The sequence below is a fragment of the Streptomyces sp. NRRL S-646 genome, from assembly GCF_000720765.1.
Lineage (GTDB): Bacteria > Actinomycetota > Actinomycetes > Streptomycetales > Streptomycetaceae > Streptomyces.
On the sequence record NZ_JODC01000018.1, the window covers coordinates 67,218 to 92,421 of the forward strand.

Genomic DNA, 25,204 nt, shown 5'->3' on the forward strand with positions numbered 1-25,204 from the left:
GCGACCCCTCAGAGCTTCATCAGGCTGGCGTCGTCGACCGAGGCCGAGTGGCGGGAACGGAACAGGGACACGATGATCGCGAGGCCGACCACGACCTCTGCGGCGGCGACGACCATCGTGAAGAAGGCGATGATCTGGCCGTCGAGATTGCCGTGCATCCGGGAGAAGGTGACGAACGCGAGGTTGCAGGCGTTGAGCATGAGCTCGATACACATGAACACGACGATCGCGTTGCGCCTGATCAGTACGCCGGTGGCGCCGATCGTGAACAACAGGGCAGCGAGATACAGGTAGTTGACCGGGTTCACTTCGACGCCTCCTCGGCCCGCTTGAGGTTCGCCGGATCGATCGCGGTCCGCTCCAGGCGCTCCTGAGCGCGCTGCTCCAGCGCCCGCAGGTCGTTGAGCGCCTCGGCCGACACGTCACGGATCTGGCCGCGTTCACGCAGCGTCTTGCTGACCGTGAGCTCGGACGGGGTGCCGTCGGGCAGCAGGCCCGCGATGTCCACCGCGTTGTGCCGGGCGTACACGCCGGGCGCCGGCAGCGGCGGTACGTACTTGCCTTCCCGGACGCGCTGTTCGGACAGCTCGCGCTGGGTCTTGGCGCGTTCGGTGCGCTCGCGGTGCGTGAGCACCATGGCGCCGACGGCTGCCGTGATCAGCAGGGCACCGGTGATTTCGAAGGCGAAGACGTACTTGGTGAAGATGAGGGCCGCGAGGCCCTCCACATTGCCGTTGGCGTTCGCCTCGCCCAGGCCGTTGAACTCCTTGAGGGAGGCGTTGCCGATCCCGGCGAGGAGCAGGATGCCGAAGCCGAGCCCGCAGAGAAGTGCCAGCCAGCGCTGGCCCTTGATGGTCTCCTTCAGGGAGTCCGCAGCCGTCACGCCGACGAGCATCACCACGAACAGGAACAGCATCATGATCGCGCCGGTGTAGACGACGATCTGCACGATGCCCAGGAAGTAGGCGCCGTTGGCGAGGTAGAAGATCGCCAGGATGATCATGGTGCCGGCGAGCGAGAGCGCGCTGTGCACGGCCCTCTTCATGAAGACGGTGGCCAGCGCACCGATCACGGCGACGGTGCCGAGGACCCAGAACTGGAAGGCCTCTCCGGTGGAGGTGGAGTAGGCGGCGAGTTGCGCGCTCATCGGCCGATCACCTTCTCCGAGGCGGGCTCGTCCTCACCGGAGGTGGAGGCGGCTTCCTGGACGACCTCGCCCTTGGACAGGGCCACCTGGCGCTCGGTACCGGGCGCGGCCTCGGTGACGAGTCCCCGGTAGTAGTCCTGCTCGTCCATCCCCGGGTAGATGGCGTGCGGGCTGTCGACCATGCCCTCTTCGAGACCGGCGAGCAGCTGCTCCTTGGTGTAGATGAGGTTGGCGCGGCTGCTGTCGGCGAGCTCGAACTCATTGGTCATCGTGAGCGCGCGCGTGGGGCACGCCTCGATGCACAGACCGCACAGGATGCAGCGGGCGTAGTTGATCTGGTACACGCGCCCGTACCGCTCGCCGGGCGAGTAGCGCTCCTCGTCCGTGTTGTCGGCGCCCTCCACGTAGATGGCGTCGGCGGGGCAGGCCCAGGCGCACAGCTCGCAGCCGACGCACTTCTCCAGGCCGTCCGGATGGCGGTTGAGCTGGTGCCGTCCGTGGAACCGGGGGGCGGTGGTCTTCTGCTGCTCCGGGTACTGCTCGGTCAGCCGCTTCTTGAACATGGCCTTGAAGGTCACGCCGAAGCCTGCGACGGGGTTCATGAAACCGGGCTTGGTCTCCTTGGGCTCCTCAGCCATCGGACGCCTCCTTTCCATCCGAAGATCCGTCACTGGCAGTATCCGACCCACCACTGACAATCAGCTCTCGCTCGCGGCGCGGACTGCGCCTCGGCACCGGCGGCAACTCCTGTCCCGGCAGTGGCGGTACGGGGAATCCGCCCGCCATCGGGTCGAATCCGGCGGGCGCCTCGGCGGCCTGCCTGTCCTCCTTGGCCTTCTCGCGGAACATGTCGGCGATGAAGGACAACAGCAGGAGGGCGAGGACGCCGCCGGCGATGTAGAGGGCGATGTCGGCGAAGTCGTAGTTCTCGTTCCTGAGCGCCCGGACGGTCGCGACCAGCATCAGCCAGACCACGGAGACCGGGATGAGGACCTTCCAGCCCAGCTTCATCAGCTGGTCGTAGCGGACCCGTGGGAGGGTGCCGCGCAGCCAGATGAAGAGGAACAGCAGCAGCTGCACCTTGATCACGAACCAGAGCAGCGGCCACCAGCCGTGGTTGGCACCCTCCCAGAAGGTGCTGATCGGCCAGGGGGCGCGCCACCCGCCGAGGAAGAGCGTGGTCGACACGGCCGAGACCGTCACCATGTTCACGTACTCGGCGAGCATGAACATCGCGAACTTGATCGACGAGTACTCGGTGTTGAAGCCGCCGACCAGGTCGCCCTCGGACTCCGGCATGTCGAAGGGGGCGCGGTTGGTCTCGCCGACCATCGTGACGATGTAGAGGATGAAGGAGACCGGCAGCAGGACGATGTACCAGCGGTCGTGCTGCTGCTCGACGATCGTCGACGTCGACATCGACCCCGAGTAGAGGAACACGGAGGCGAAGGCGGCGCCCATGGCGATCTCGTACGAGATCATCTGCGCGCAGGAGCGCAGGCCGCCGAGGAGCGGGTAGGTGGATCCGGAACTCCAACCCGCAAGGACGATGCCGTAGATGCCGACCGAGGCGACCGCGAGGATGAACAGCATCGCGATCGGCAGGTCGGTCAGCTGCATCGTGGTGCGCGTGCCGAAGATCGAGATCTCGTTGTCGGCCGGGCCGAAGGGGATCACCGCGATCGCCATGAAGGCCGGGATGGCCGCGATGATCGGCGCGAGGACGTAGACGACCTTGTCCGCGCGTTTGACGATGACGTCTTCCTTGAGCATCAGCTTGATGCCGTCGGCGAGCGACTGGAGCATGCCCCAGGGGCCGTGCCGGTTCGGGCCGATGCGCAGCTGCATCCAGGCGACGACCTTGCGCTCCCAGACGATGGAGAACAGCACGGTCACCATCAGGAAGGCGAAGCAGAAGACGGCCTTGATGACGACCAGCCACCAGGGGTCGCGGCCGAACATCGAGAGGTCTTCAGCGGCGAGGTACGGGCTCATGCCTCCACCTCCTTGGGGGCCTCGCCGACGAGCGTCGCCGGGCCGATACGGACGAGAGCGCCGGGCAGCGCCCCGGTGTCGGAGGCGACGCCCCCGCCTGCGGAGTTCAGCGGGAGCCAGACCACACGGTCGGGCATCTCCGCGATCCGCAGCGGCAGTTCGACCGCTCCGGAGGGACCTGTCACGACGATGGTGTCGCCGTCCTTGACGCCCGCCTCGGTGGCGGTCGCGCCCGACACGCGCGCGTGGGCGGCGTGCCGGGTTCCGGCGAGCGCTTCGTCGCCCTCCTGGAGGAGTCCCTGGTCGAGCAGCAGCCGGTGCCCGGCCAGTACGGCTTCCCCGGCGGCGGGCCGCGGCAACTGGGCCGCGGTTTCCAGGGGTTCGGTGGCGCGGGGCCCGTCCCAGGGGCCGAGCCGGTCGATCTCCGCGCGCACGGTGCGCAGATCCGGCAGACCCAGGTGGACGTCCATGGCGTCGGCCAGCATCTGCAGCACGCGCGCGTCGGTGGGCGCGAGGCGGCGGGTCATCTGGTCCGGCTTGAGCGCGGCCTCGAAGAACCGCACCCGGCCTTCCCAGTTGAGGAAGGTGCCGGCCTTCTCGGCGACCGCGGCGACGGGAAGTACGACGTCGGCGCGCTCGGTGACCTCACTGGGGCGCAGCTCCAGCGACACCACGAAGCCGGCCTCCTGCAGCGCTTCACGCGCGCGTGCCGGGTCCGGCAGGTCGGCGACCTCGACGCCCGCGACCAGCAGTGCCTGCAGCTCGCCGGTCGCGGCGGCCTCGACGATCTGACTGGTGTCGCGGCCGTAGCGGTGCGGGAGTTCGGCGAGGCCCCAGGCCGCTGCGACCTCCTCACGCGCGCGTGGATCGGTGGCCGGGCGTCCGCCCGGCAGCAGCGAGGGCAGCGCGCCCGCCTCGAGGGCACCGCGCTCACCGGCCCGCCGCGGGATCCACACCAGCTGGGCGCCGGTCGCGGCGGCGGCCCGTACGGCTGCGGTCAGTCCGCCTGCCACAGCGGCCAGCCGCTCACCGACGACGATCACCGCGCCCTCGGCGCGCAGCGCCTCGGCCGCCTTGGCCCCGCCGTCCTCCAGTCCGACGCCGCTGGCGAGTGCGTCCAGCCACTCGGTCTCGGTGCCCGGGGCGGCCGCCAGCAGGGTGCCGCCGGCCTTCTCGAGACCGCGGGTGGTGTGCGTGGCCAGCGAGAACACCTGCTGACCGTGCCCCCGCCAGGCCTTGCGCAGCCGCAGGAAGACGCCGGGCGCCTCCTCCTCGGCCTCGAACCCGACCAGCAGCACCGCAGGCGCCTTCTCCAGGGAGGTGTACGTGACGCCCGTACCGTCGAGATCACGTCCTCGTCCGGCGATCTTCGCGGCGAGGAAGTCTGACTCCTCGCCGCCGTGCACGCGCGCGCGGAAGTCGATGTCGTTCGTGTCGAGGGCCACGCGTGCGAACTTGCTGTACGCGTAGGCGTCCTCGACGGTGAGGCGGCCGCCGGTCAGGACGCCGGTCCTGCCGCGGGAGGCGAGCAGTCCCTGCGCGGCGATCTGCAGCGCCTCCGGCCAGGAGGCCGGTTCGAGGTCACCCTCCGCGTTCCGTACGAGCGGTGTCTGGAGCCGGTCGCGCTGCTGTGCGTACCGGAACCCGAACCGCCCCTTGTCGCAGATCCACTCCTCGTTGACCTCGGGGTCGTTGGCGGCGAGCCGCCGCATGACCTTGCCACGCCGGTGGTCGGTGCGGGTGGCGCAGCCGCCGGAGCAGTGCTCGCACACGCTCGGGGAGGACACCAGGTCGAAGGGGCGGGAGCGGAATCGGTACGCCGCCGAGGTGAGCGCGCCGACCGGGCAGATCTGGATGGTGTTGCCGGAGAAGTACGACTCGAAGGGGTCACCCTCGCCGGTGCCGACCTGCTGCAGCGCGCCCCGCTCGACCAGCTCGATCATCGGGTCGCCCGCGATCTGGTTGGAGAAGCGGGTGCAGCGGGCGCACAGCACGCACCGCTCACGGTCGAGCAGCACCTGCGTGGAGATCGGCACGGGCTTCTCGTACGTCCGCTTCTTGCCCTCGAAGCGCGACTCGGCCTGCCCGTGGGACATCGCCTGGTTCTGCAGGGGACACTCGCCGCCCTTGTCGCAGACCGGGCAGTCCAGCGGGTGGTTGATGAGGAGCAGCTCCATCACGCCGTGCTGGGCCTTCTCGGCGACCGGCGAGGTGAGGTGCGTCTTCACGACCATGCCGTCCGTGCACGTGATCGTGCAGGACGCCATCGGCTTGCGCTGGCCCTCGACCTCGACGATGCACTGGCGGCAGGCGCCGGCCGGGTCGAGCAGGGGATGGTCGCAGAACCGGGGGATCTCGATGCCGAGCTGCTCGGCGGCCCGGATGACCAGGGTGCCCTTGGGCACGCTGATCTCGGCGCCGTCGATCGTCAGCGAGACGAGATCCTCCGGCGGGACCGCCGCCTCTCCCCCACCCGTGGGAGCGCTGGTGGTCACGGTCATGCGTTCACCTCCGTGCGGTCGGCCCAGGCCGTCGACTTGGCCGGGTCGAAGGGGCAGCCGCGGCCCGTGATGTGCTGCTCGTACTCCTCGCGGAAGTACTTGAGCGAGGAGAAGATCGGCGAGGCTGCGCCGTCGCCGAGGGCGCAGAACGACTTGCCGTTGATGTTGTCGGCGATGTCGTTCAGCTTGTCGAGGTCGGACATGACGCCCTTGCCGGCCTCGATGTCGCGCAGCAACTGCACGAGCCAGTACGTCCCTTCGCGGCACGGCGTGCACTTGCCGCAGGACTCGTGGGCGTAGAACTCGGTCCAGCGGGTGACGGCGCGGACGACGCAGGTCGTCTCGTCGAAGCACTGCAGGGCCTTGGTGCCGAGCATGGAGCCGGCGGCGCCCACTCCCTCGTAGTCGAGGGGTACGTCGAGGTGCTCGTCGGTGAACATCGGTGTCGAGGAGCCGCCCGGCGTCCAGAACTTGAGGCGGTGGCCCGGCCGCATCCCGCCGCTCATTTCAAGGAGCTGGCGGAGCGTGATGCCGAGCGGTGCCTCGTACTGGCCGGGACTCGTGACGTGGCCGCTGAGCGAGTAGAGCGTGAAGCCGGGGGACTTCTCGCTGCCCATCGACCGGAACCATTCCTTGCCCCGATGGAGAATTGCGGGAACCGACGCGATCGACTCGACGTTGTTCACAACAGTCGGGCACGCATAGAGGCCCGCCACCGCAGGGAAGGGGGGACGGAGCCGCGGTTGACCCCGGCGGCCTTCGAGCGAGTCGAGCAGTGCGGTCTCCTCACCGCAGATGTACGCGCCGGCGCCGGCGTGCACGGTGAGCTGGAGGTTCAGCCCGCTGCCCAGGATGTTCTCGCCGAGGTAGCCGGCCTCGTATGCCTCGCGCACGGCCTCGTGCAACCGCCGCAGTACGGGGACGACTTCACCACGCAGATAGATGAAGGCATGCGAAGACCTGATGGCGTAACACGCGATGACAATGCCCTCGATGAGGCTGTGCGGGTTCGCGAAGAGGAGCGGGATGTCCTTGCACGTCCCAGGCTCCGACTCGTCGGCGTTGACAACTAGATAGTGCGGTTTTCCATCCCCTTGGGGAATGAACTGCCATTTCATTCCCGTCGGGAACCCCGCGCCGCCGCGGCCGCGCAGCCCGGAGTCCTTGACGTACGCGATCAGGTCGTCCGGGGACATCGCGAGCGCCTTGCGGAGCCCCTCGTATCCCTCGTGCCTTTTGTAGACGTCCAGAGTCCAGGACCGGTCCTCGTCCCAGAAGGCCGACAGCACGGGTGCGAGCAGCTTCTCGGGGCTGTTGTTCTTGAGTTCGGGTGCCAAGGTCATCACTCCCCCTCCTCGGCGGCAGGCCCTGCCGGGTGGGCCGGGTCGGAGGCCGACGTGTCCTGCGGCGCATCGTGTGAGCTGAGGTGCTCGGTCGGCGACGGCTCGTGCACTGCCCTGTCCTGCGGCTCGTCCTCGTGCGGGCCGCCGTCCCGCGGATGGACCACGCGCGCGGGTGCGGCCTCTCCCCTTGCCAGGCGAAGGCCCACCAGCGACGCCGGTCCCGCACTGCCGCTCTCCTCGACGGCCCCTGGCCGCTCGTCGGGGAAGCCGGCCAGCATCCGCGCGGTGTCCTTGAAGGTGCACAGGCGCGCCCCGCGCGTGGGTTCGACGTCCCGTCCCGCGCGCAGGTCGTCGACGAGGCGCTTGGCGCTGGCCGGGGTCTGGTTGTCGAAGAACTCCCAGTTGACCATCACCACCGGCGCGAAGTCGCAGGCCGCGTTGCACTCGATGTGCTCCAGGGTGACCTTGCCGTCGTCGGTGGTCTCACCGTTGCCGACGCCGAGGTGCTCCTGGAGCTCCTCGAAGATCGCGTCACCGCCCATCACCGCACACAGGGTGTTGGTGCAGACGCCCACCTGGTAGTCACCGGACGGCTTGCGCCGGTACATGGTGTAGAAGGTGGCGACCGCGGTGACCTCCGCCGTGGTCAGGTGCAGCATGTCCGCGCAGAACTGCATCCCGGTGCGCGTGACATGGCCCTCCTCCGACTGCACGAGATGCAGCAACGGCAGGAGCGCGGACCGGGAGTCCGGGTAGCGGGCGATCACCTCGCGCGCATCCGTCTCGAGCCGGGCTCGGACGTCGTCCGGGTAGGCGGGCGCGGGCAGTTCGGGCATGCCCAGGCTGACGCCCCGCTCCGAAGAACTGGTGGTCACCGGTCGACGCCTCCCATCACGGGGTCGATGGACGCGACGGCGACGATGACGTCGGCGACCTGGCCGCCCTCGCACATCGCCGCCATGGCCTGCAGGTTGGTGAAGGACGGGTCACGGAAGTGGACCCGGAAGGGGCGGGTGCCGCCGTCGGACACGGCGTGCACCCCGAGTTCGCCCTTGGGCGACTCGACGGCCGCGTACGCCTGTCCCGGCGGGACGCGGAAGCCCTCGGTGACCAGCTTGAAGTGGTGGATCAGGGCCTCCATGGAAGTGCCCATGATCTTCTTGATGTGGTCGAGGGAGTTGCCGAGCCCGTCCGGCCCCAGGGCGAGCTGGGCGGGCCAGGCGATCTTCTTGTCGGCGACCATGACCGGTCCGGGCTGCAGCCGGTCCAGGCACTGCTCGACGATCCTGAGGGACTGACGCATCTCCTCCAGCCGGATCAGGAAGCGCCCGTAGGAGTCGCAGGTGTCGGCGGTCGGGACGTCGAAGTCGTACGTCTCGTAGTCGCAGTACGGCTGCGTCTTGCGCAGGTCGTGCGGGAGGCCGGTGGAGCGCAGGATCGGGCCGGTGGCTCCGAGAGCCATGCAGCCGGCCAGGTCGAGGTAGCCCACGTCCTGCATACGGGCCTTGAAGATGGGGTTCCCGGTGGCGAGCTTGTCGTACTCCGGGAGGTTCTTCTTCATCTTCTTCACGAACTCGCGGATGTGGTCCACCGCGCCGGGCGGCAGGTCCTGCGCGAGTCCGCCGGGCCGGATGTACGCATGGTTCATGCGCAGGCCCGTGATGAGCTCGTAGATGTCGAGAATCATTTCACGATCACGGAATCCGTAGATCATGATCGTGGTGGCGCCGAGTTCCATGCCGCCGGTGGCGATGCACACCAGGTGCGAGGAGAGCCGGTTCAGCTCCATCAGGAGCACCCGGATGATCTTGGCCCGCTCGGTGATCTGGTCCTCGATGCCGAGGAGTTTCTCGACGGCGAGGCAGTAGGCGGTCTCGTTGAAGAAGGACGTGAGGTAGTCCATGCGCGTCACGAACGTGGTGCCCTGCGTCCACGTGCGGAACTCGAGGTTCTTCTCGATGCCCGTGTGGAGGTAGCCGATGCCGCAGCGGGCCTCGGTGACCGTCTCGCCGTCGATCTCCAGGATCAGACGGAGCACTCCATGGGTGGAGGGGTGCTGGGGCCCCATGTTGACGACGATGCGCTCGTCGTCGGCGCGGGCCGCGGACTGGACGACCTCGTCCCAGTCGCCACCGGTGACCGTGTAGACGGCACCCTCGGTGGTCTCGCGGGCGGATGCTGACTGCGTGCTCACGAGTACGACCTCCGCTGGTCCGGAGCCGGGATCTGGGCGCCCTTGTACTCGACGGGGATGCCGCCGAGGGGGTAGTCCTTGCGTTGCGGATGCCCCTGCCAGTCGTCCGGCATCATGATCCGCGTCAGGGCCGGGTGACCGTCGAAGACGATTCCGAAGAAGTCGTAGGTCTCGCGCTCGTGCCAGTCGTTGGTGGGATAGACGGAGACCAGGGACGGGATCTTCGGGTCGGCGTCGGGGGCGCTGACTTCGAGGCGGATCAGCCGGTTGTGGGTGATCGAGCGCAGGTGGTAGACGGCGTGCAGCTCGCGGCCCTTGTCGTGCGGGTAGTGGACGCCGCTGACGCCGGTACAGAGCTCGAAGCGCAGGGCGGGGTCGTCGCGCAGGGTGCGGGCGACGCGCAGCAGGTGCTCGCGCTCGATGTGGAAGGTGAGTTCGCCGCGGTCGACGACCGTCTTCTCGATCGCGTTGTCCGGGAGGAGTCCCTGCTCCTCCAGGGCGCCTTCCAGTTCGTCGGCGACCTCGTCGAACCAGCCGCCGTAGGGGCGGGCCGCCGGTCCCGGGAGGCGGACCGAGCGGACCAGGCCGCCGTAGCCGGAGGTGTCGCCGCCGTTGTTGGCGCCGAACATGCCGCGCTGGACGCGGATCTCCTCACCGCCCTCGCCGCGCTGGCCGGGCAGGTTGGATGCGCCGAGGTCCTTTTCGGGGTTCACCCCGTTCGACGCTCCGTTGGTGCCGTTCGCGTCGCTCACCGCAGCAGCCCCTTCATCTCGATCGTGGGCAGGGCCTTGAGCGCCGCTTCCTCCGCCTCGCGGGCCGCCTCCTCGGCGTTCACGCCGAGCTTGGAGGTCTGGATCTTCTGGTGCAGCTTGAGGATGGCGTCCATCAGCATCTCGGGCCGTGGCGGGCAGCCGGGCAGATAGATGTCGACCGGCACGATGTGGTCGACGCCCTGGACGATCGCGTAGTTGTTGAACATGCCGCCCGAGGAGGCGCAGACCCCCATGGAGATCACCCACTTGGGGTTCGGCATCTGGTCGTAGACCTGGCGCAGTACCGGCGCCATCTTCTGGCTCACCCGGCCGGCCACGATCATCAGGTCCGCCTGGCGGGGCGAACCGCGGAAGACCTCCATGCCGAAGCGCGCCAGGTCGTAGCGGCCGGCGCCGGTGGTCATCATTTCGATGGCGCAGCAGGCGAGGCCGAACGTGGCCGGGAAGACGGACGCCTTGCGCACCCAGCCCGCGGCCTGCTCGACGGTGGTCAGCAGGAATCCGCTCGGCAGCTTTTCTTCGAGTCCCATGTGTAAAGGCCCCTCAGTCCCATTCCAGGCCGCCGCGCCGCCATACGTACGCGTACGCGACGAAGACGGTGAGCACGAAGAGCAGCATCTCCACGAGCCCGAAAATCCCCAGGGCGTCGAAGGTGACGGCCCAGGGGTAGAGGAAGACGATCTCGATGTCGAAGACGATGAAGAGCATCGCCGTCAGGTAGTACTTGATGGGGAAGCGCCCGCCGCCGGCCGGCGTGGGGGTCGGCTCGATTCCGCACTCGTAGGCCTCGAGCTTGGCCCGGTTGTACCGCTTCGGACCGATCAGCGTGGCCATGACCACGGAGAAGATCGCAAAGCCTGCCCCGAGGGCTCCCAGTACGAGGATGGGCGCATACGCGTTCACCGCTCCTCGCTCCTCTCAGTCGGCACTGACTGCTGGCGATGGCATCGGACTCACACCAACCTCATACGCCTCTCCAACCCCGCCCGTCCCGGCGAAGATCGAGAACATGTGAAGCAGGTCACAAGCCCAACTGCCTCGCATCTTATGCCCGCCGCTCTGTGATCTGCGACACGGGGTATTGCACAAGCTTTGTGATCTCCACCACCTGATGAAGGATCATGAAGTCGGATGAGCGGTGATCTTCGTACGCGAAGCGTCCAAGTGATCACCAGAGGTGACATTTTCGCTCGTCGATGCAGCTCGGGAGGGTCGTCTCCATATCAAGAGACTTCCCTTGCATGCAAATTGGTGTTGGACGAGATGTCCTGATAGTGCACCGCGTTCACACATCAGAAGGAGGCGTGCGGTGCGGTGTGGACGCGTGCACGCATTCACGAGCGGGGCCCGGTCGTGACCCGAGCGCAATCCGGTCGTGATCTTCGCGCGAGACGCACACATTGCCGTGACCGTTGCGTGACCTCCGCCACACCATGAGAGGCACCTGAGAGCGGGGCTTGGCCACCTGTCCCAACCAGTGGTAGGTGCGGGGCAATTCGGGCGTAATCATGAAACGCCGTGATCACAGGCCCGATAGGTCGTGCCCGCAATGTCCGTTACGGCGTCAATAAAGAGCGAGCCGCCCGGAATTCGGGCCGTCGGCTGAACAACTGTGGCGCACCACACGTTTCTTGAAGGTATGGAGGAGCCCCTGATACCCGTTGTTCTCATGTCCCACACCGCTCACATACGCAGCCACCGGAAACCCCGCCGCAGCGCGACGACGAGTCTCGCGGTGCGCGCCGGAGTTGCCGGTGGCGTCCTCAGCATGGCTGCCGCAGGCGCCTCGGCCTCGGCGAGCGCCGCCGAGACCACGCAGACCCTGCAACTGCCCACCCTGACGGCCGATCTGGCCACTCAGGTCGCCCAGTCCGCGGACGCCACGCAGCAGGCGGCCGCGAACTACGAGCTGCAGGCCGAGCGTGACGCGGCCGCCGCAAACGCCGCGAAGCAGGCCAAGGCGGACCTCGCGGAGGCGAAGAAGAAGGCCGAGGCCAAGAAGAAGGCCGAGGCCGCCCGCAAGGCCGCCGCCGAGCAGGCCGCATCCCGCAGCGCGGAGCGGACCACCCTCGCCGCCACCACGACGAGCACCTCGACGTCCACGGCCACCGGTTCGGCCGCCGCGATCGTCAACTTCGTCAAGGCTCAGGTCGGTAAGGCCTATGTGTCCGGTGCGACCGGTTCGTCCGCTTACGACTGTTCGGGCCTGGTGCAGACCGCCTTCAAGCAGATCAGCATCAGCCTGCCGCGGGTCTCGCAGGACCAGTCGACCGCCGGCACGCCGGTCTCGCTGAGCAACCTGCAGCCGGGCGACATCCTTTACTGGGGCAGCGCGGGCAGCGCGTACCACGTGGCGGTGTACGTCGGCGACGGCATGTTCGTCGGCGCGCAGAACCCGTCGAGCGGCGTCGTCGAGAAGCCGCTCTCCTACGACCCGCCGACCGGAGCGGTGCGGGTGCTCTGACGCACCTCGCAGCACAACACGTGCTGCACGGACGCACGGAAGGGCCGCAGCCGCTCGGGGGCAGCGGCCCCTCCGTCCTTTTCGCCGGGTCCGTGCCGGGCAGGTCTACCCCAGGTCGAAGGTGTTGGGCATGCCGAGCTTGTAGCGCAGTTCGTCGACCCGCTTCAGGGGCTCCATCTCCGGAGGCCTGTACAGCTCCCAGATCTCACACGGCTCAGCGTCCGAATTGTCCGCGTTCAGGAGGGCGTTGACAGCCCGTCGCGCGGACTCGTTGGCGCCTTCCATCGTCGCCAGGTCGACATCGGTGTGGACATAGTCGCCGGCGAGGAAGAAGTTCGGGACCTTCGTGCGCGCCGAGGGGCGGTTGTAAAGCGTGCCCGTGGGGTGGATGAGGAGCTGTTCACGGTTCTGCGGGTTGGGGCCGCCGAGGCCCGTCACCGCCGGGTCCATGAACCAGCCGAGGCGGTCGTCGTCCGTGAGGGTCGTCTTGCCGGCGTCATTGAGGCCGTCCTTCAGCTGGGCCCACAGCTCGGCGACAATCTCGTCCTTGGTGCACTCCTTGGCCGTCTTGCCGTACAGGATGCCCGGCTTGTCCCACTCGGAGATGATCGCGGACAGGCAGTCGTGGGCCTGGCCGTCGCCGTAGTCGCGCGAGAAGTCCCTCCCGTCCCAGAACTGGGCCTGCCCGATACCCGTCACCGACCAGGGTGAGTCGAGGCAGTTGATGTGGCCGTGCACGACGGGGGTGGGCGTGCGCAGGTAGAACATCACGCCGGTCATCCAGTCCGTGTGCAGGGCGTCGCAGCGCGCCAGCTGCGGGTCCGCCGCGCGCAGCGCCTTGCCCCACGTCCCGCGGGCGTGCTCGACGGGCATGGCGGAGACGTAGTGGTCGGCGGTGACCGTGCGCTCCTGGCTCCCGTCGCGGGCCGCGACGCGTACGCCGGTCACGCGGCCGCCCTCGTACACGACCTCCCGGACCTGCGTCCCGAGCACGAACTCGACGCCCTGGGAGCGGAGGTGGGTCTGCCAGGGATCGATCCAGGCCTCGCTGGTGGGGGCGTTGAGGACGCGGTCGATGTCGGCGTCGCCGTCCAGGCCGCGGCCGAGCAGGCCCCACAGGATCAGGGCCTCGATGATGACGCGGCCGACGGTGCGGGTGGACGCCACCTCCGCACGCGTGGCGACGAGGTTGCGGGTCTGGCCGATACCGAGGAGGGTCCGGTACTCCTCGCTCATCTCCTCGGCGCGGATGAAGTCCCACCAGGCGGTCTTCTCCCACTGGTCCTCACGGCGGGCGTCGCAGCTGGTGAGGTGGACGAGGAGCCGGTCGGCGAAGTAGGCGGCCTCGTGGGCGGGCAGGCGGGTGCCCAGGTCCAGGGCGGAGAGGACCTGGTCGCGGATCCAGGACGGGGTGATGTCGCCGGGGGCGGGCGGCGTGGTGACGCGGCGCAGGGGGAAGTGCAGGTCCGGGCGGCCCGAGCTGCGGGCGAACAGTTCCTCGGTGGCGCCTCGCAGGTTGCCGTGGACGCCGTTCGCGTTGCCGGGAAAGGGGATGCGGCGCATCGTGTCCGGCAGGTTCCGGTAGAAGCCGGGGAAGAAGCGGAAGCCGTGCTCGCCGGGGAGCGGCGCCCGACCGCCGGTTCCCGTGCCCGGGACGGGCATCGAGCGGGCCTTGCCGCCGAGGACGTCGTAGTACTCGTAGACGGTGACGGCGTAGCCGCGTTCGGCGAGTTCGTGGGCGGCGCTGAGGCCGGAGACTCCGCCACCGAGGACGGCGACGCGCTTGCCGGTGGCGGCGGTCGCGCGTCCGGCGGGCCATAAGGCGAGGGCGCCGGCCGCTCCCCCGGCGCCGGCGAGGAAGCGTCTACGGGTGTGGCCGGTGTTCCCCTGCGACTGCTGCGCGTGTTCTGTTGTCATGAACAACGGAGGGTAGGGAGGGGCTCCGCAGGCCGTAACCCCGTTTTCCTGTCACCCACAGCATCCTCACAATCACAAGGAGGCACAGAGATGCCACGTGTGTTCGTGCAAGGCAGGCCCGTCGACTCGTATCCGCCGCTCGCGCCCGAGGCCCGGCGCGGCAGGGTGCGGCGCGTGACCGAGGTCGGTGAAGAGGTTCTGCACCGGCCGTGCCGGGACGTGACCGAGTTCGGGCCCGATCTCGCCGCGCTCATCGACGACATGTTCCTGACGATGTACGTCGCCGAAGGGGCCGGGCTCGCGGCGAACCAGGTCGGCGTGGGCCTGCGGCTGTTCGTCTACGACTGCCCGGACGACGAAGGGGCCCGGCACGTCGGCCACGTCGTCAACCCGGTGCTCGACACCCTCGACCCGGCCGGGCGACGGCTGCTCGACGAGGGCGAGGGGTGTCTGTCGGTGCCGGGCGCCGTGATGGACGTACCGCGTCCGGACCGGGCCGTGGTGCGCGGGTTCGACAAGGACGGTGAGCCCCTCACCATCGAGGGCACGGGGTACTTCGCGCGCTGCCTGGCGCACGAGACCGACCACGGCAACGGCCAGGTCTACCTGGACCGGCTCTCCAAACGGGAGCGGCAGGACGCGCTCAGGCAGGTGGCGGACCGGCGCGACGAGGTGTTCGCGCGCCGGGCCGCCAATGTGGAAGCCCTCACGAGCTAGTCACGCCTTCGGGGCCACCCTGCTCAGCCCGTTGATGATGCGGTCCATCGCGTCGCCGCCGGTCGGGTCCGTCAGGTTCGCCAGCAGCTTCAGGGTGAACTTCATCAGCATGGGGTGGGTCAGGCCGCGCTGGGCCGCGATCTTCATGACCTTCGGGTTGCCGATGAGCTTCACGAAGGCGCGGCCCAGCGTGTAGTAGCCGCCGTAGGTGTCCTTGAGGACGCGCGGGTAGCGCTGCAGGGCGAGTTCGCGGCTCGCGGGCGTCGGGCGGGCGTGGGCCTGGACGATGACGTCGGCGGCGATCTGGCCGGATTCCATCGCGTAGGCGATGCCCTCGCCGTTGAAGGGGTTCACCAGGCCGCCGGCGTCGCCGACCAGGAGCAGGCCCTTGGTGTAGTGGGGCTGGCGGTTGAAGGCCATCGGGAGGGCGGCGCCGCGGATCGGCCCGGTCATGTTGTCCGGGGTGTAGCCCCAGTCCTCCGGCATGGAGGCGCACCAGGCCTTCAGAACCTCGCGCCAGTCCAGTTCCTTGAAGGAGTCGGAGGTGTTCAGGACGCCGAGGCCGACGTTGGACGTGCCGTCGCCCATGCCGAAGATCCAGCCGTAGCCGGGCAGGAGACGGTCCTGGGGGCCACGGCGGTCCCAGAGTTCCAGCCAGGACTCCAGGTAGTCGTCGTCGTGGCGGGGCGACTCGAAGTACGTGCGGACCGCGACGCCCATCGGGCGGTCCTCGCGGCGGTGCAGGCCCATCGCCAGCGACAGGCGCGTCGAGTTGCCGTCGGCGGCGACCACGAGCGGGGCGTGGAAGGTGACTTCGCGCTTCTCCTCGCCGAGCTTGGCGTGGACGCCGGTGATACGGCCGGTGCGGTCGTCGACGATCGGCGCGCCGACGTTGCAGCGCTCGAAGAGCCGGGCGCCCGCCTTCTGGGCGTTGCGGGCGAGCTGCTCGTCGAAGTCGTCTCGCTTGCGGACGAGGCCGTAGTCCGGGAAGGAGGCGAGATCCGGCCAGTCCAGCTGGAGGCGGACGCCGCCGCCGATGATGCGCAGCCCCTTGTTGCGCAGCCAGCCGGCCTCCTCGGAGATATCGATGCCCATCGCCACGAGCTGCTTGGTGGCACGCGGGGTCAGGCCGTCGCCGCAGACCTTCTCGCGCGGGAACTCGGTCTTCTCCAGCAGGAGCACGTCGAGGCCGGCCTTGGCGAGGTGGTACGCCGTCGTGGAGCCGGCCGGGCCCGCGCCCACGACGATCACATCGGCAGTGTTCTCGGAGAAGGGCTCGGGGGAGGGCTCGGAGTGGGGCTCGGTCACGACGGTCACGGCGGGATCTCCCCAAGTTCGACAAATCTCTGTGCCGAGCGGCACTGGACACAGGCAGTCTATTCAGCAGAATTGATCACTCGGCTGAAGGGCTGCTCTCGTGAACCGAGCTCTCCCCGTAGTACGGCTGCGCGTCCCCACCGACGAGGACGCGGTGGCCTGGCACCGGCTGTTCGACGACCCGGATGTCATGGAGTTCCACGGCGGCAGGTCGGCGGCCCTCTATGTCTACGAGGAGCTCACCGCACGCCAGCGGCGGCACGACGCCGAGCGGGGTTTCTGTCTGTGGACCATGACCGACGAGTCCGGGCAGGTCGTCGGGTTCACCGGAGCCCAGCCGTGGCCACAGGACTGGGGGCCCAAGGGCGAGATCGAGATCGGGTGGCGGCTGGGGCGGGAGTTCTGGGGCAAGGGGTACGCCACCACGGCCGCGCAGATGACGCTGGAGCGGCTACGGGCGGCCGAGGTGCCGAGCGTGGTGGCGATGGTGCTGGCCGGCAACAAGCGGTCGATCGCGGTGACGCGGCGGCTGGGCATGCACCTCGCCGAGGTCTTCACGACGCCGGCCTCGCAGCAGAAGGGGCACTGCTACCGACTCGACCTGCAGAACGGTCACGCAGAGTAACTGACTGCTACAGAAAGACACTTGGCGCTTCCGATCGAAGCCCCCAGGCGGTTACCCTTCCAGTACCGCTGGGGGTGACATCTGTGCGAATAACACCCAAAACACCCGAGGTACGCGTGCCACGGCTGGTCGGACTGATGGCCATGGACGCGCGCAAGACGGCGGAGGCGACCGGCCTCTTCCTGAATGCGCCGGACCGGCCCGACTTCCACCAGACCGTGGTCGAGTACGTCGTACGGCAGTACCCGCAGCCCAATGCGGAGGTGCCGCGGGACTCCGTGATCTACGTGTGGTTCGACTTCGGCGAGGGTGAGGGCGGCGGAGGCGTGCGCGAGCCGCGCATTCCGAGGCCCCCGACCGGCGGGCTGCAGCGCGAGCTGGACGAGCCGGGTGACCCGTTCGTCGTCAGCTCCGCCTGATCCTCAGCCCTTGAAACCGCGGTGCAGGGCCACGACCCCGCCCGTCAGGTTCCGCCACGCCACCTTCGACCAGCCGGCCTTCTGCAGGTGCTCGGCCAACGCGGGCTGGTCGGGCCAGGCGCGGATGGACTCGGCGAGGTAGACGTAGGCCTCGGGGTTGGAGGAGACCGCGCGGGCGACCGACGGCAGGGCGCGCATCAGGTACTCGGTGTAGACCGTGCGGAAGGGCGCCCAGGTCGGGTGCGAGAACTCGCAGATCACCACCCGGCCGCCGGGCTTGGTCACCCGGTGCATCTCGCGCAGGGCCCCGTCGAAGTCCTGCACGTTGCGCAGCCCGAAGGAGATCGTGACGGCGTCGAAGGTGTCGTCCTTGAACGGCAGCTTCGTCGCGTCGCCCGCGGTCAGCGGCAGCCAGGGGTGCTTCTTCTTGCCGACCTGGAGCATGCCGAGGGAGAAGTCGCAGGGAACGACGTACGCGCCCGTGCGGGCGAAGGGCAGCGAGGACGTGGCCGTGCCGGCAGCCAGGTCCAGGATCTTCTGCGCGGGCCGGGCGTCGACAGCGCGGGCCACCTCCTTGCGCCACACCCGGTCCTGGCCGAGCGACAGCACGTCGTTCGTCAGGTCGTACCGTTCCGCCACGTCGTCGAACATCGAGGCGACTTCGTGCGGCTGCTTGTTCAGGGAAGCGCGGGTCACGCCGCCATTCTTGCAGTACGCCCCCTGCCGCCCGCTCAGGGGAGGAACTTCGGCTTCTTCTTGGCCGCCACGTCCTCCCCTCAGCCGCACAACAGGACGAACACCGCGATCAGGACCCAGCCGATACCGAACATGAACCACTGACTGTCCAGCGGCAGGTACTTCTCGAACGCGGGCACGCTCCAGAACCGGTCGATCAGCGGGACCGCCCGACGCGCGAGGATCACCATCATCCCGAAGCGGCCCATGACGGCCACGCCCACGACCATCAGCCCTGCCGGGAGCACGGGCAGCGCCTACTCGGCGACGGCGACGGCCACGATGAGTGCCTTGCCCTCGAGAGGGTCGCGCCGGTGGCCGTACGGCAGGGCACTGGACGCGGCCGGCTCCCAGCAGGCCGACTTCGACATCGAGGGCAACGAGCTGACCGACGACGCCTCGACCGACTGCAGTGGGGTGAAGCAGAGTCCGGGAGCGTTCGGAAAGGCGTTTGCGGGCTAACGACGCCTGTGCACGAGGCGCCCCGCGCACACCGTCGCGATGCACGCGCCGGTTTCGTCGAACACGGCGAGGTCGGCCCGGCCGGACTCGACCAGAGCCTCAGGCCGCGTACCGGGCAGGACGAGGACGTCGTTCCGCTCGGCCGCCGCCCGTAGTTCGGGTGAGTCGGCGTACTGAGCGAGGATCGCCACGGCACCCGCCTTCAGCACGGCATGAATGCGTTCGCGTGGGCTCGGCGCATCGGGAAGCGGACCCTCGTGGAGGCGCCCGGGCTCCAGGACGCCCGGCCAACTCCGGACCCGCGCCTGTGGAAACCGGCCCCGCACCTGAGCCAGCGGACCCACCGCGGCGATCCGGGCCCCGTCGACCGCCACGGCGCCGTCCTTGAGCGGTTCGGCGTCCCGGGCGGTCCGGACCTCGTCCGCCGCGTGAATCGTCAGCACCGGTACGTCAGTTGGAAGCCAGCAGCTTCAGCTCGGGATGGGCGGTGCCGCCGGCGATCGCCGTGGACGAGATGTGCGACATCACCCGCTCGTCGACGGGGTCGTTCGCCGGGTCGTCGTGGACGACGATGTGCTCGTACGTCGTGGTCCGCTGAGCGGGAACGCGCCCGGCCTTCCTGATCAGGTCGATGATCTCGAGCCGGTTGGAGCGGTGCTTGGCACCGGCCGAGGAGACGACGTTCTCCTCCAGCATGATCGAGCCGAGGTCGTCGGCGCCGTAGTGCAGGGACAGCTGCCCGACCTCCTTGCCGGTGGTCAGCCAGGAGCCCTGGATGTGCTGGACGTTGTCCATGAACAGCCGTGCGATGGCGATCATCCGCAGGTACTCGAAGAGCGTGGCCTGGGTACGGCCCTTCAGATGGTTGTTCTCGGGCTGGTAGGTGTACGGGATGAAGGCGCGGAAGCCGCCCGTCCGGTCCTGTACGTCACGGATCATCCGCAGGTGCTCGATGCGCTCGGCGTTGGTCTCGCCCGTGCCCATGAGCATGGTGGACGTCGACTCGACACCCAGGCCGTGCGCGGTCTCCATGATCTCCAGCCAGCGCTCGCCGGACTCCTTGAGGGGCGCGATGGCCTTGCGCGGCCGCTCGGGAAGCAGTTCGGCGCCGGCGCCCGCGAAGGAGTCGAGGCCGGCGGCGTGAATACGCGAGATGGCCTCCTCCACGCTCACCTTGGAGATCCGGGCCATGTGCTCGACCTCGCTCGCCCCCAGGCTGTGGATGACGAGCTGCGGGAACTCCTTCTTGATGGCGGCGAAGTGTTTCTCGTAGTACTCGACGCCGTAGTCCGGGTGGTGACCGCCCTGGAACATGATCTGGGTGCCGCCGAGCTCGACGGTCTCAGCGCAGCGCCGCAGGATGTCGTCCAGATCCCGCGTCCAGCCCTTCGCCGTGTCCTTGGGAGCGGCATAGAAGGCGCAGAACTTGCACGCCGTGACACACACGTTCGTGTAGTTGATGTTGCGCTCGATGATGTACGTCGCGATGTGCTCGGTGCCGGCGTACTTACGGCGGCGCACGGCGTCGGCGGCGGCACCCAGCGCATGCAGCGGGGCGTCGCGGTAGAGGTCGAGTGCCTCTTCGGAGGTGATCCGACCACCGGCCGCGGCGCGGTCGAGGACGGACTGAAGGTCGGCCTTCTCGGTCACCGGGGCGTCCCTTTCGTCAAGGGGTGTGGACAGACCTGCCCAGCCTACGTCAGGCCGCGTACGCCCCGATCAGCAGCCCGAGGAACGCCCCGCCGAGCAGGAACGGCCCGAACGCGGGGGCCGCCTCGCGCCCCCGCCGCCGCAGGGCGACGAGTGCGCCCCCGTACACCGCCCCGAACAGGAACGCGGCGAGGGTGCCGAGCATGAGCGTCGGCCAGCCGTACCACCCCAGGGCGGCGCCCAGCCCGAGCGCCAGCTTGACGTCGCCGAAGCCCATGCCGCCCGGATCGATGAGGAACAGCACCAGGAGGAACCCGCCGAGCGCGAGGGCACCGTACAGCGCCTTCGTCCAGTCACCGGCGTGCTCGGGCAACAGCGCCACCACGCCGAGCAGTACGAGGACGGCGCCCGCGAGCGGCAGCGTCAGAACGTCGGGCAGCCGCTTCACCCTCAGGCCGACGACCGCCAGCAGCACCCCGACGGGCCCGAGCAGCAGCCAGACACCGAGCTCGGGGCGAGTGCCGGTGGCGGCGGCGAGGGCGGCACAGACGAGGGCGGTGGTGAGGGCGGGGGCGCCAGGACCGTACGACTGCACGGAGAACCGGCGGGCGGCCCTCGGCAGCAGGGCCCCTGCTGCCGCGCCCCAGAGCGCGGCGACGGCGATCAGCAACTTCATCCGTCCGGGGGGTCGTTGGCCGGCAAAACCGTTGCCCCCAGCCTCACACAGCGCCGAACAGAGAGGCGAGCCCCTGGTCGAGGGCCGGTTCCAGGGGCTCGCCGCCCGGCTCGGTGACCGTGTAGGAGCGGAGCAGGAAGCGGTGGAGCGCGGTGGTTTCGAAGCGGACCGCCGCAATGCCCTGCGGGGCGTGGAGTTCCACGACGGTGTGGGACGGGCCGTGCGGGCGGAGCCGAACGGTGCCGAGACCCGCGGGGGTGCCCAGGCCCTCCTCCAGGAGGCTGCGGGCGAAGGTCCAGGTCACCTCCTCCTCGTCGAGCGAGATCCAGGCCGGGAAGACGAAGTGGACCGCCAGCGGGTCGTCGGAGAGGTAGCGGAGGGTGACGGGCACCGCCAGTTCGTCGTGGTCGGGAGTGAGCAGGTGGGCGCCGGTGGGCTGCTCCAGGGCTATGTACACGAGGGGGGCTCCCTTTTCGGGCATGTAGAGCATTTCGAGCATGTCGGGTTCTGCGGCGGCCAGTTGGGCCTGTGCACCTCTTGGAGCGCCTCGGGGGCGTGGGCATTACGCCGCAACCGAAGAGAACTTCCGTGACGTGCGCCACATCGGCGATACAGCGCAACTTTGATTGAAATTTTTGCCATCTAGGCTTACAAAACCTTCCCCCGCCCTCAGTAGGCAACTGGAGCGTTCCGCCATGTCCGACGGTTCCACTGCAGTGTCCGCACCGGCTTCCGCGTCCCACGCCGTCACGGCCGCGTACGCCCGGATCTATGAGGAACAGCAGCCGCGACTCGTCGCATACGCCCGCTCGCTCACCCGGAACGCCTGGACCGCCGAAGACCTCGTCGCCGAGGCGCACTTCCGGGTGTGGCGGCGGCTGGCCGCGGGGCACGAGATCGACAACGTGCCGGCGTACCTGATGACGACGGTGCGGCACCTCGCGATCGCCGCCGGGAGCGCGGTGCGTGAGACGCCGCGGGATCCGCACGGCGAGGAGCGGGTCGAGACGGACGGCCACCCGCACGCGGACGACCCCGCCGAGCGGGTGTCCTCCGTCGACCTGGTGGTACGGGTCCTTGGGCAGTTGCCCGAGCGGTGGGTGAAGGCGCTGTGGCTGGCCGAGGCGGAGGGGCAGCCGCTGGCCGCGATCGGTCCGCAGCTCGGGACCAAGGAGGGTGCCACGGCTGTGCTGTTGCATCGCGCCCGGGAAGGCATGCGGCAGGCGTTCCTGCGGACGCAGACCGGCGCGCCCGACGACCCCGCGTGCCAGGTGTACTGGGCGCGCATGCCCGCATATGTGCGGGGCGCGGCGACCGCGAAGCAGTCCGAGCGGCTGCTCGGGCATGTGGACGCGTGCGACGACTGCCGGGCGCGGCTGGCCGCCCTGATGAGCGCCAACGACCGGCTGCCCGCGCTCGTCGGGCCGGCACTTCTCGTGCTGGCGGTGGGCGGTGCGGGCAAGTTCCTGCTCGCCTTCACCGCCGGACCGGCCGGTGCGGCGACCGCGGCCGGCGGGCACGGCGGGTTGCTGCACGGAGTGCGCCAAGCAGCGGTCGGCGGTTCGAAGACACAGGTGGCGGCTGCCGCCGGGGCGGTCGTGGTGGGCGCCGCCGCGCTCCTGCTCGTCCTCGGCCCGGCCGACGCCGGCCAGGCCCCGGCCCGGCACACACCGGTGGCCGACGCGCCCGCGGCCAAGGTCCCGGTGGCCGAGGCACCGGTGGGCCCGCCGTCGACGGGCGCGCGGAACGACGTACCGAAGAAGGACGGTACGCCGGCTCGTACGGCCGGCGTCCAGCGCAGCGAGCGGGTGCGCACGGACGACACCGACAGGACCGCGACGTCCGTACCGAAGCCCCATGACACCGATGAGCCCACGCCGGCTCCGGGTGGGAACACGGCCGGGAGCAAGACGGACGACACACCGCCGCCCACCAAGACCGCACCGGAGGACCCGACCGAGCCCGCACCGAAGGGGACGGATCCGGCGCCCCCGGGGACGGGCGGGAAACCTGAGCAGCCCAAAGCCCCTCCCACGCCCTCGGACCCGTACCCGAAAGCCCCTCCCACCCCCACCGACCCGTCCCCGGAAGCCCCGGCTCCGAGCGAACAGCCCCCGCAGCCGTCGGCGCCTCCGGTCAAGGAGTCCCCGGAGGAGCCGACCGAGCCCGCACCGAAGGGGACGGATCCGGCTCCCCCGGCGACGGGCGGGAAGCCTGAGCAGCCGGAGGCCCCGACCACGCCCTCCGACCCGTACCCGGACGCCCCGACTCCCAGCGAACAGCCCCCGCCGCCCCCGGCGCCTCCGGTCAAGGAGTCCCCGGAAACCCCGCCCGCCCCCGCCGACGACCACTCCCCCGAGGCTCCGGCAGCTCCCTCCGATCACACCCCCGAAGCCGATCCCCCGAGCGCGCCCTCGTCCCCGCCCGCATCGGAGCCCGAGACCCCGGCTCCCGTGGAGCCCGAGCCTGTTGAGGACCCGGCCCCCTCGGCGGACGGCCCCACCGGGACCGAGCCCCCACCCGGCTCCGGGCCCGCCTCCCCGCCGGTCTCCACACCTCCCGGAGACGGCTGCCCGAACCAGCACGGCAGCGCGGGGCAAGGCTCGGAGTAAACGCGAGTCCTGCGCCAAGTCCGAAGCCCCGGCCGTCGTTCCGCACCGGCGAAGCGCTCAGTCACGGCGTACGGCACCGGCAGGCCTCCGCTTCCCCTGCGCACCCGCACCGCACGCGCACTTGCCTGCCCCACCTGGCGGGCGTCCTCGCCTTGGTGGCCGAGGGGTGCGACGCCCTGGCGGACTGCCGGAGGACGATCTGGTGGGGCGGGTGGCTCGGAAGGACTTCACACGGAGTGTCGGCGAGGGGACCGGCTGAAACCGGCGCCCCCGGTCGCAACCATCGATGTGGTGGAGGGCGCCCCGCCGAACCGGACCGGGCAATCGGGCGCTGATCGGCGGGCTCGGTCTCGACGGCGCGGAGCCGCCGGGCGGGTGGGCGCGACGTCTACAGTGGGGACCAGGAGGCCTGAGGAGGCCCGATGAGCAGCGGATTCCACACCGGCTCGCGTACCTCGCGAACCCGCTCTCCGGTGCCACCACAGGTACTGATCTCGCCGCCGACGGCGGCATGCACGGGCTACCGATCCGCCCCCGGGCCTGATCTCCGGCATGAAACCGTCCGCAAGGAGAATCCGCCGTGAAGACCCGATGCCTCAGACATCCCGGCCTCGGCGCCGTCACCGTCCTCGCCGTCACCGCGCTCAGCGCCTGCGGCGGCTCCGGTGCCGACTCGGGGGCCGGCACCAACCGCGCCCCGGTGGTGGGCGTCGACTATCCCCGCTCCGACACCGACTTCTGGACGTCGTACATCAAGTACACCCCGGCGTTCGCCAAGGAGCTCGGTCTGAGGCTGGAGACGACCAACTCGCAGAACGACATCGGCAATCTCGCCGCCAACGTACAGACGTTCATCATCCACGGGGTGAAGGGCGTGGCGATGGCTCCGCAGAGCACCGGCGCGATCGGGCCCGTCCTGAGGCAGTTGTCCGCCCAGAAGATCCCCGTGGTCACCCTGGACACCCGCCCTGACACCGGCCAGGTCTACATGATCGTCCGCGCAGACAACCGCGCGTACGGCGAGAAGGCCTGCCGGTTCCTCGGTACGAAGCTCGGCGGCGAGGGCAAGGTCGTCGTGCTCGAAGGGGACCTTGCCTCGATCAATGCCCGGGACCGCACCGAGGGGTTCAACGGGTGCATGAAGGAGAACTACCCCAAGATCAAGGTCTTCGGCGAGGCGACCAACTGGGACGGGGCGGTCGCGGCCCGGAAGCTGCAGACGGATCTCACCGCCAACCCGGACGTCAAGGGCATCTACCTGCAGGCCAGCTCCATGCTCTCCGGCACCCTGCAGGTGCTCAGGCAGCAGGGTCTGCTGGTCGGTCCGCAGGACGAAAGGCACGTGTTCGTGGTCTCCAACGACGGCATCCCCCGGGAGCTCAAGGCCATCGCCCAGGGCAAGATCGACGCCACGGTCTCCCAGCCGGCCGACCTCTACGCGAAGTACGCCCTCTCCTATCTGAAGGCGGCGATCGAGGGCAAGACGTTCAAGCCGGGCAGGACCGACCACGCCAGCACGATCATCCGGGTCCGCGACGGTGTGCTGGAGGACCAGCTCTCCGCCCCGCTGGTGACCGCGCACGGCGGGACCTACGGCGGGGTTCCCAGTCTCAAGAGCGACGACATGTCTCTCTGGGGCAACAGTCGCTGACCTGGG

At 69.4% G+C, this 25,204-nt stretch carries 25 protein-coding genes and 1 pseudogene; 7 read left to right on the forward strand and 19 right to left on the reverse strand.

What is annotated here, in order from left to right; genetic code table 11:
- Positions 1-8: 8 nt before the first annotated feature.
- Genes nuoK through IH68_RS0138850 form a run of 11 tightly spaced genes read right to left on the reverse strand, consistent with a single transcriptional unit; the run spans position 9 to position 10,856 of the window.
- Positions 9-308: an NADH-quinone oxidoreductase subunit NuoK gene (gene nuoK, locus IH68_RS0138800; protein WP_020130147.1), complete on the reverse strand. Its 300-nt coding sequence runs from the start codon at positions 306-308 to the stop codon at positions 9-11.
- Positions 305-1,147, reverse strand: coding sequence for an NADH-quinone oxidoreductase subunit J (locus IH68_RS0138805; RefSeq protein WP_030945300.1), 843 nt, complete (start codon positions 1,145-1,147; stop codon positions 305-307). The genes nuoK and IH68_RS0138805 overlap by 4 nt, the downstream gene beginning before the upstream one ends.
- Positions 1,144-1,785 (reverse strand): NADH-quinone oxidoreductase subunit NuoI, encoded by a 642-nt coding sequence (gene nuoI / locus IH68_RS0138810; RefSeq protein WP_030945303.1) that lies wholly within the window; start codon positions 1,783-1,785, stop codon positions 1,144-1,146. Before nuoI ends, IH68_RS0138805 begins: the two co-directional genes overlap by 4 nt.
- Entirely contained in the window at positions 1,778-3,142 is a 1,365-nt protein-coding gene (nuoH, locus tag IH68_RS0138815) for an NADH-quinone oxidoreductase subunit NuoH (RefSeq protein WP_030945306.1), read from the reverse strand. The genes nuoI and nuoH overlap by 8 nt, the downstream gene beginning before the upstream one ends.
- On the reverse strand, positions 3,139-5,643 hold the full coding sequence (locus IH68_RS0138820; protein ID WP_030945313.1) for an NADH-quinone oxidoreductase subunit G: 2,505 nt from the start codon (positions 5,641-5,643) through the stop codon (positions 3,139-3,141). Before IH68_RS0138820 ends, nuoH begins: the two co-directional genes overlap by 4 nt.
- On the reverse strand, positions 5,640-6,986 hold the full coding sequence (gene nuoF / locus IH68_RS0138825; protein WP_030945315.1) for an NADH-quinone oxidoreductase subunit NuoF: 1,347 nt from the start codon (positions 6,984-6,986) through the stop codon (positions 5,640-5,642). The genes IH68_RS0138820 and nuoF overlap by 4 nt, the downstream gene beginning before the upstream one ends.
- Entirely contained in the window at positions 6,986-7,861 is an 876-nt protein-coding gene (nuoE, locus tag IH68_RS0138830; RefSeq protein WP_030945319.1) for an NADH-quinone oxidoreductase subunit NuoE, read from the reverse strand. The genes nuoF and nuoE overlap by 1 nt, the downstream gene beginning before the upstream one ends.
- Positions 7,858-9,180 carry an NADH-quinone oxidoreductase subunit D gene (locus IH68_RS0138835; RefSeq protein ID WP_030945322.1) on the reverse strand — a complete coding sequence of 441 codons (1,323 nt, stop codon included), beginning with the start codon at positions 9,178-9,180 and terminating at the stop codon, positions 7,858-7,860. The genes nuoE and IH68_RS0138835 overlap by 4 nt, the downstream gene beginning before the upstream one ends.
- Entirely contained in the window at positions 9,177-9,932 is a 756-nt protein-coding gene (locus IH68_RS0138840; protein ID WP_030945324.1) for an NADH-quinone oxidoreductase subunit C, read from the reverse strand. The genes IH68_RS0138835 and IH68_RS0138840 overlap by 4 nt, the downstream gene beginning before the upstream one ends.
- The gene (locus IH68_RS0138845) at positions 9,929-10,483 is read right to left on the reverse strand and encodes a NuoB/complex I 20 kDa subunit family protein (protein ID WP_003998928.1); all 555 of its coding nucleotides are present in this window, start codon (positions 10,481-10,483) and stop codon (positions 9,929-9,931) included. Before IH68_RS0138845 ends, IH68_RS0138840 begins: the two co-directional genes overlap by 4 nt.
- 13 nt (positions 10,484-10,496) lie before the next feature.
- Positions 10,497-10,856 (reverse strand): NADH-quinone oxidoreductase subunit A, encoded by a 360-nt coding sequence (locus tag IH68_RS0138850; protein ID WP_003992243.1) that lies wholly within the window; start codon positions 10,854-10,856, stop codon positions 10,497-10,499.
- 766 nt (positions 10,857-11,622) lie between these two features.
- On the opposite strand from IH68_RS0138850, the gene IH68_RS0138855 reads away from it, so the two are divergent.
- Entirely contained in the window at positions 11,623-12,417 is a 795-nt protein-coding gene (locus IH68_RS0138855; protein ID WP_030945328.1) for a C40 family peptidase, read from the forward strand.
- A 105-nt stretch (positions 12,418-12,522) separates the two neighbouring features.
- On the opposite strand, the gene IH68_RS0138860 is transcribed toward IH68_RS0138855, so the two are convergent.
- Complete coding sequence (locus IH68_RS0138860; RefSeq protein WP_030945331.1) at positions 12,523-14,334, reverse strand: hydroxysqualene dehydroxylase; 1,812 nt, start codon at positions 14,332-14,334, stop codon at positions 12,523-12,525.
- A 90-nt stretch (positions 14,335-14,424) separates the two neighbouring features.
- Here IH68_RS0138860 and def point away from each other — a divergent pair, with 90 nt between their 5' ends.
- Positions 14,425-15,051 carry a peptide deformylase gene (gene def, locus IH68_RS0138865; protein ID WP_030945335.1) on the forward strand — a complete coding sequence of 209 codons (627 nt, stop codon included), beginning with the start codon at positions 14,425-14,427 and terminating at the stop codon, positions 15,049-15,051.
- On the opposite strand, the gene IH68_RS0138870 is transcribed toward def, so the two are convergent.
- Positions 15,052-16,368: a geranylgeranyl reductase family protein gene (locus IH68_RS0138870; protein ID WP_051833962.1), complete on the reverse strand. Its 1,317-nt coding sequence runs from the start codon at positions 16,366-16,368 to the stop codon at positions 15,052-15,054.
- Between the two features lie 100 nt (positions 16,369-16,468).
- Between IH68_RS0138870 and IH68_RS0138875 the strand changes: the two genes are divergently transcribed.
- Together IH68_RS0138875 and IH68_RS0138880 are read left to right on the forward strand one after the other, a co-directional pair.
- Entirely contained in the window at positions 16,469-16,993 is a 525-nt protein-coding gene (locus tag IH68_RS0138875; protein ID WP_030945339.1) for a GNAT family N-acetyltransferase, read from the forward strand.
- 116 nt (positions 16,994-17,109) lie between these two features.
- Positions 17,110-17,412, forward strand: a complete 303-nt coding sequence (locus IH68_RS0138880; RefSeq protein ID WP_267883774.1) for a PASTA domain-containing protein — start codon at positions 17,110-17,112, stop codon at positions 17,410-17,412.
- 3 nt (positions 17,413-17,415) lie between these two features.
- Here IH68_RS0138880 and IH68_RS0138885 read toward each other — a convergent pair whose 3' ends face one another.
- A complete protein-coding gene (locus tag IH68_RS0138885) occupies positions 17,416-18,108 on the reverse strand; it encodes a demethylmenaquinone methyltransferase (protein ID WP_030945346.1) in 693 nt (230 codons plus the stop codon).
- A gap of 80 nt (positions 18,109-18,188) precedes the next feature.
- Positions 18,189-18,317: pseudogene (locus IH68_RS55730) on the reverse strand (acyltransferase); the annotation flags it as partial.
- Between the two features lie 121 nt (positions 18,318-18,438).
- Between IH68_RS55730 and IH68_RS55735 the strand changes: the two are divergent.
- Positions 18,439-18,609 (forward strand): hypothetical protein, encoded by a 171-nt coding sequence (locus IH68_RS55735; protein ID WP_159403803.1) that lies wholly within the window; start codon positions 18,439-18,441, stop codon positions 18,607-18,609.
- On the opposite strand, the gene IH68_RS0138900 is transcribed toward IH68_RS55735, so the two are convergent.
- The 4 genes from IH68_RS0138900 to IH68_RS0138915 are packed head-to-tail and all read right to left on the reverse strand — an operon-like array spanning position 18,606 to position 21,392.
- Positions 18,606-19,052, reverse strand: a complete 447-nt coding sequence (locus tag IH68_RS0138900) for an imidazolonepropionase-like domain-containing protein (protein ID WP_030945351.1) — start codon at positions 19,050-19,052, stop codon at positions 18,606-18,608. The genes IH68_RS55735 and IH68_RS0138900 overlap by 4 nt on opposite strands.
- Before the next feature lie 7 nt (positions 19,053-19,059).
- Positions 19,060-20,259 carry a cyclic dehypoxanthinyl futalosine synthase gene (mqnC, locus tag IH68_RS0138905; RefSeq protein WP_030945354.1) on the reverse strand — a complete coding sequence of 400 codons (1,200 nt, stop codon included), beginning with the start codon at positions 20,257-20,259 and terminating at the stop codon, positions 19,060-19,062.
- A gap of 49 nt (positions 20,260-20,308) precedes the next feature.
- Positions 20,309-20,935, reverse strand: a complete 627-nt coding sequence (locus IH68_RS0138910) for an A24 family peptidase (RefSeq protein WP_030945357.1) — start codon at positions 20,933-20,935, stop codon at positions 20,309-20,311.
- Positions 20,936-20,978: 43 nt separating this feature from the next.
- A complete protein-coding gene (locus IH68_RS0138915) occupies positions 20,979-21,392 on the reverse strand; it encodes an SsgA family sporulation/cell division regulator (RefSeq protein ID WP_030945360.1) in 414 nt (137 codons plus the stop codon).
- Between the two features lie 238 nt (positions 21,393-21,630).
- Here IH68_RS0138915 and IH68_RS0138920 point away from each other — a divergent pair, with 238 nt between their 5' ends.
- Positions 21,631-23,547 carry a sigma-70 family RNA polymerase sigma factor gene (locus tag IH68_RS0138920; protein ID WP_063763583.1) on the forward strand — a complete coding sequence of 639 codons (1,917 nt, stop codon included), beginning with the start codon at positions 21,631-21,633 and terminating at the stop codon, positions 23,545-23,547.
- 580 nt (positions 23,548-24,127) lie between these two features.
- Positions 24,128-25,198 (forward strand): sugar ABC transporter substrate-binding protein, encoded by a 1,071-nt coding sequence (locus tag IH68_RS0138925; RefSeq protein WP_030945364.1) that lies wholly within the window; start codon positions 24,128-24,130, stop codon positions 25,196-25,198.
- Positions 25,199-25,204 lie beyond the last annotated feature (6 nt).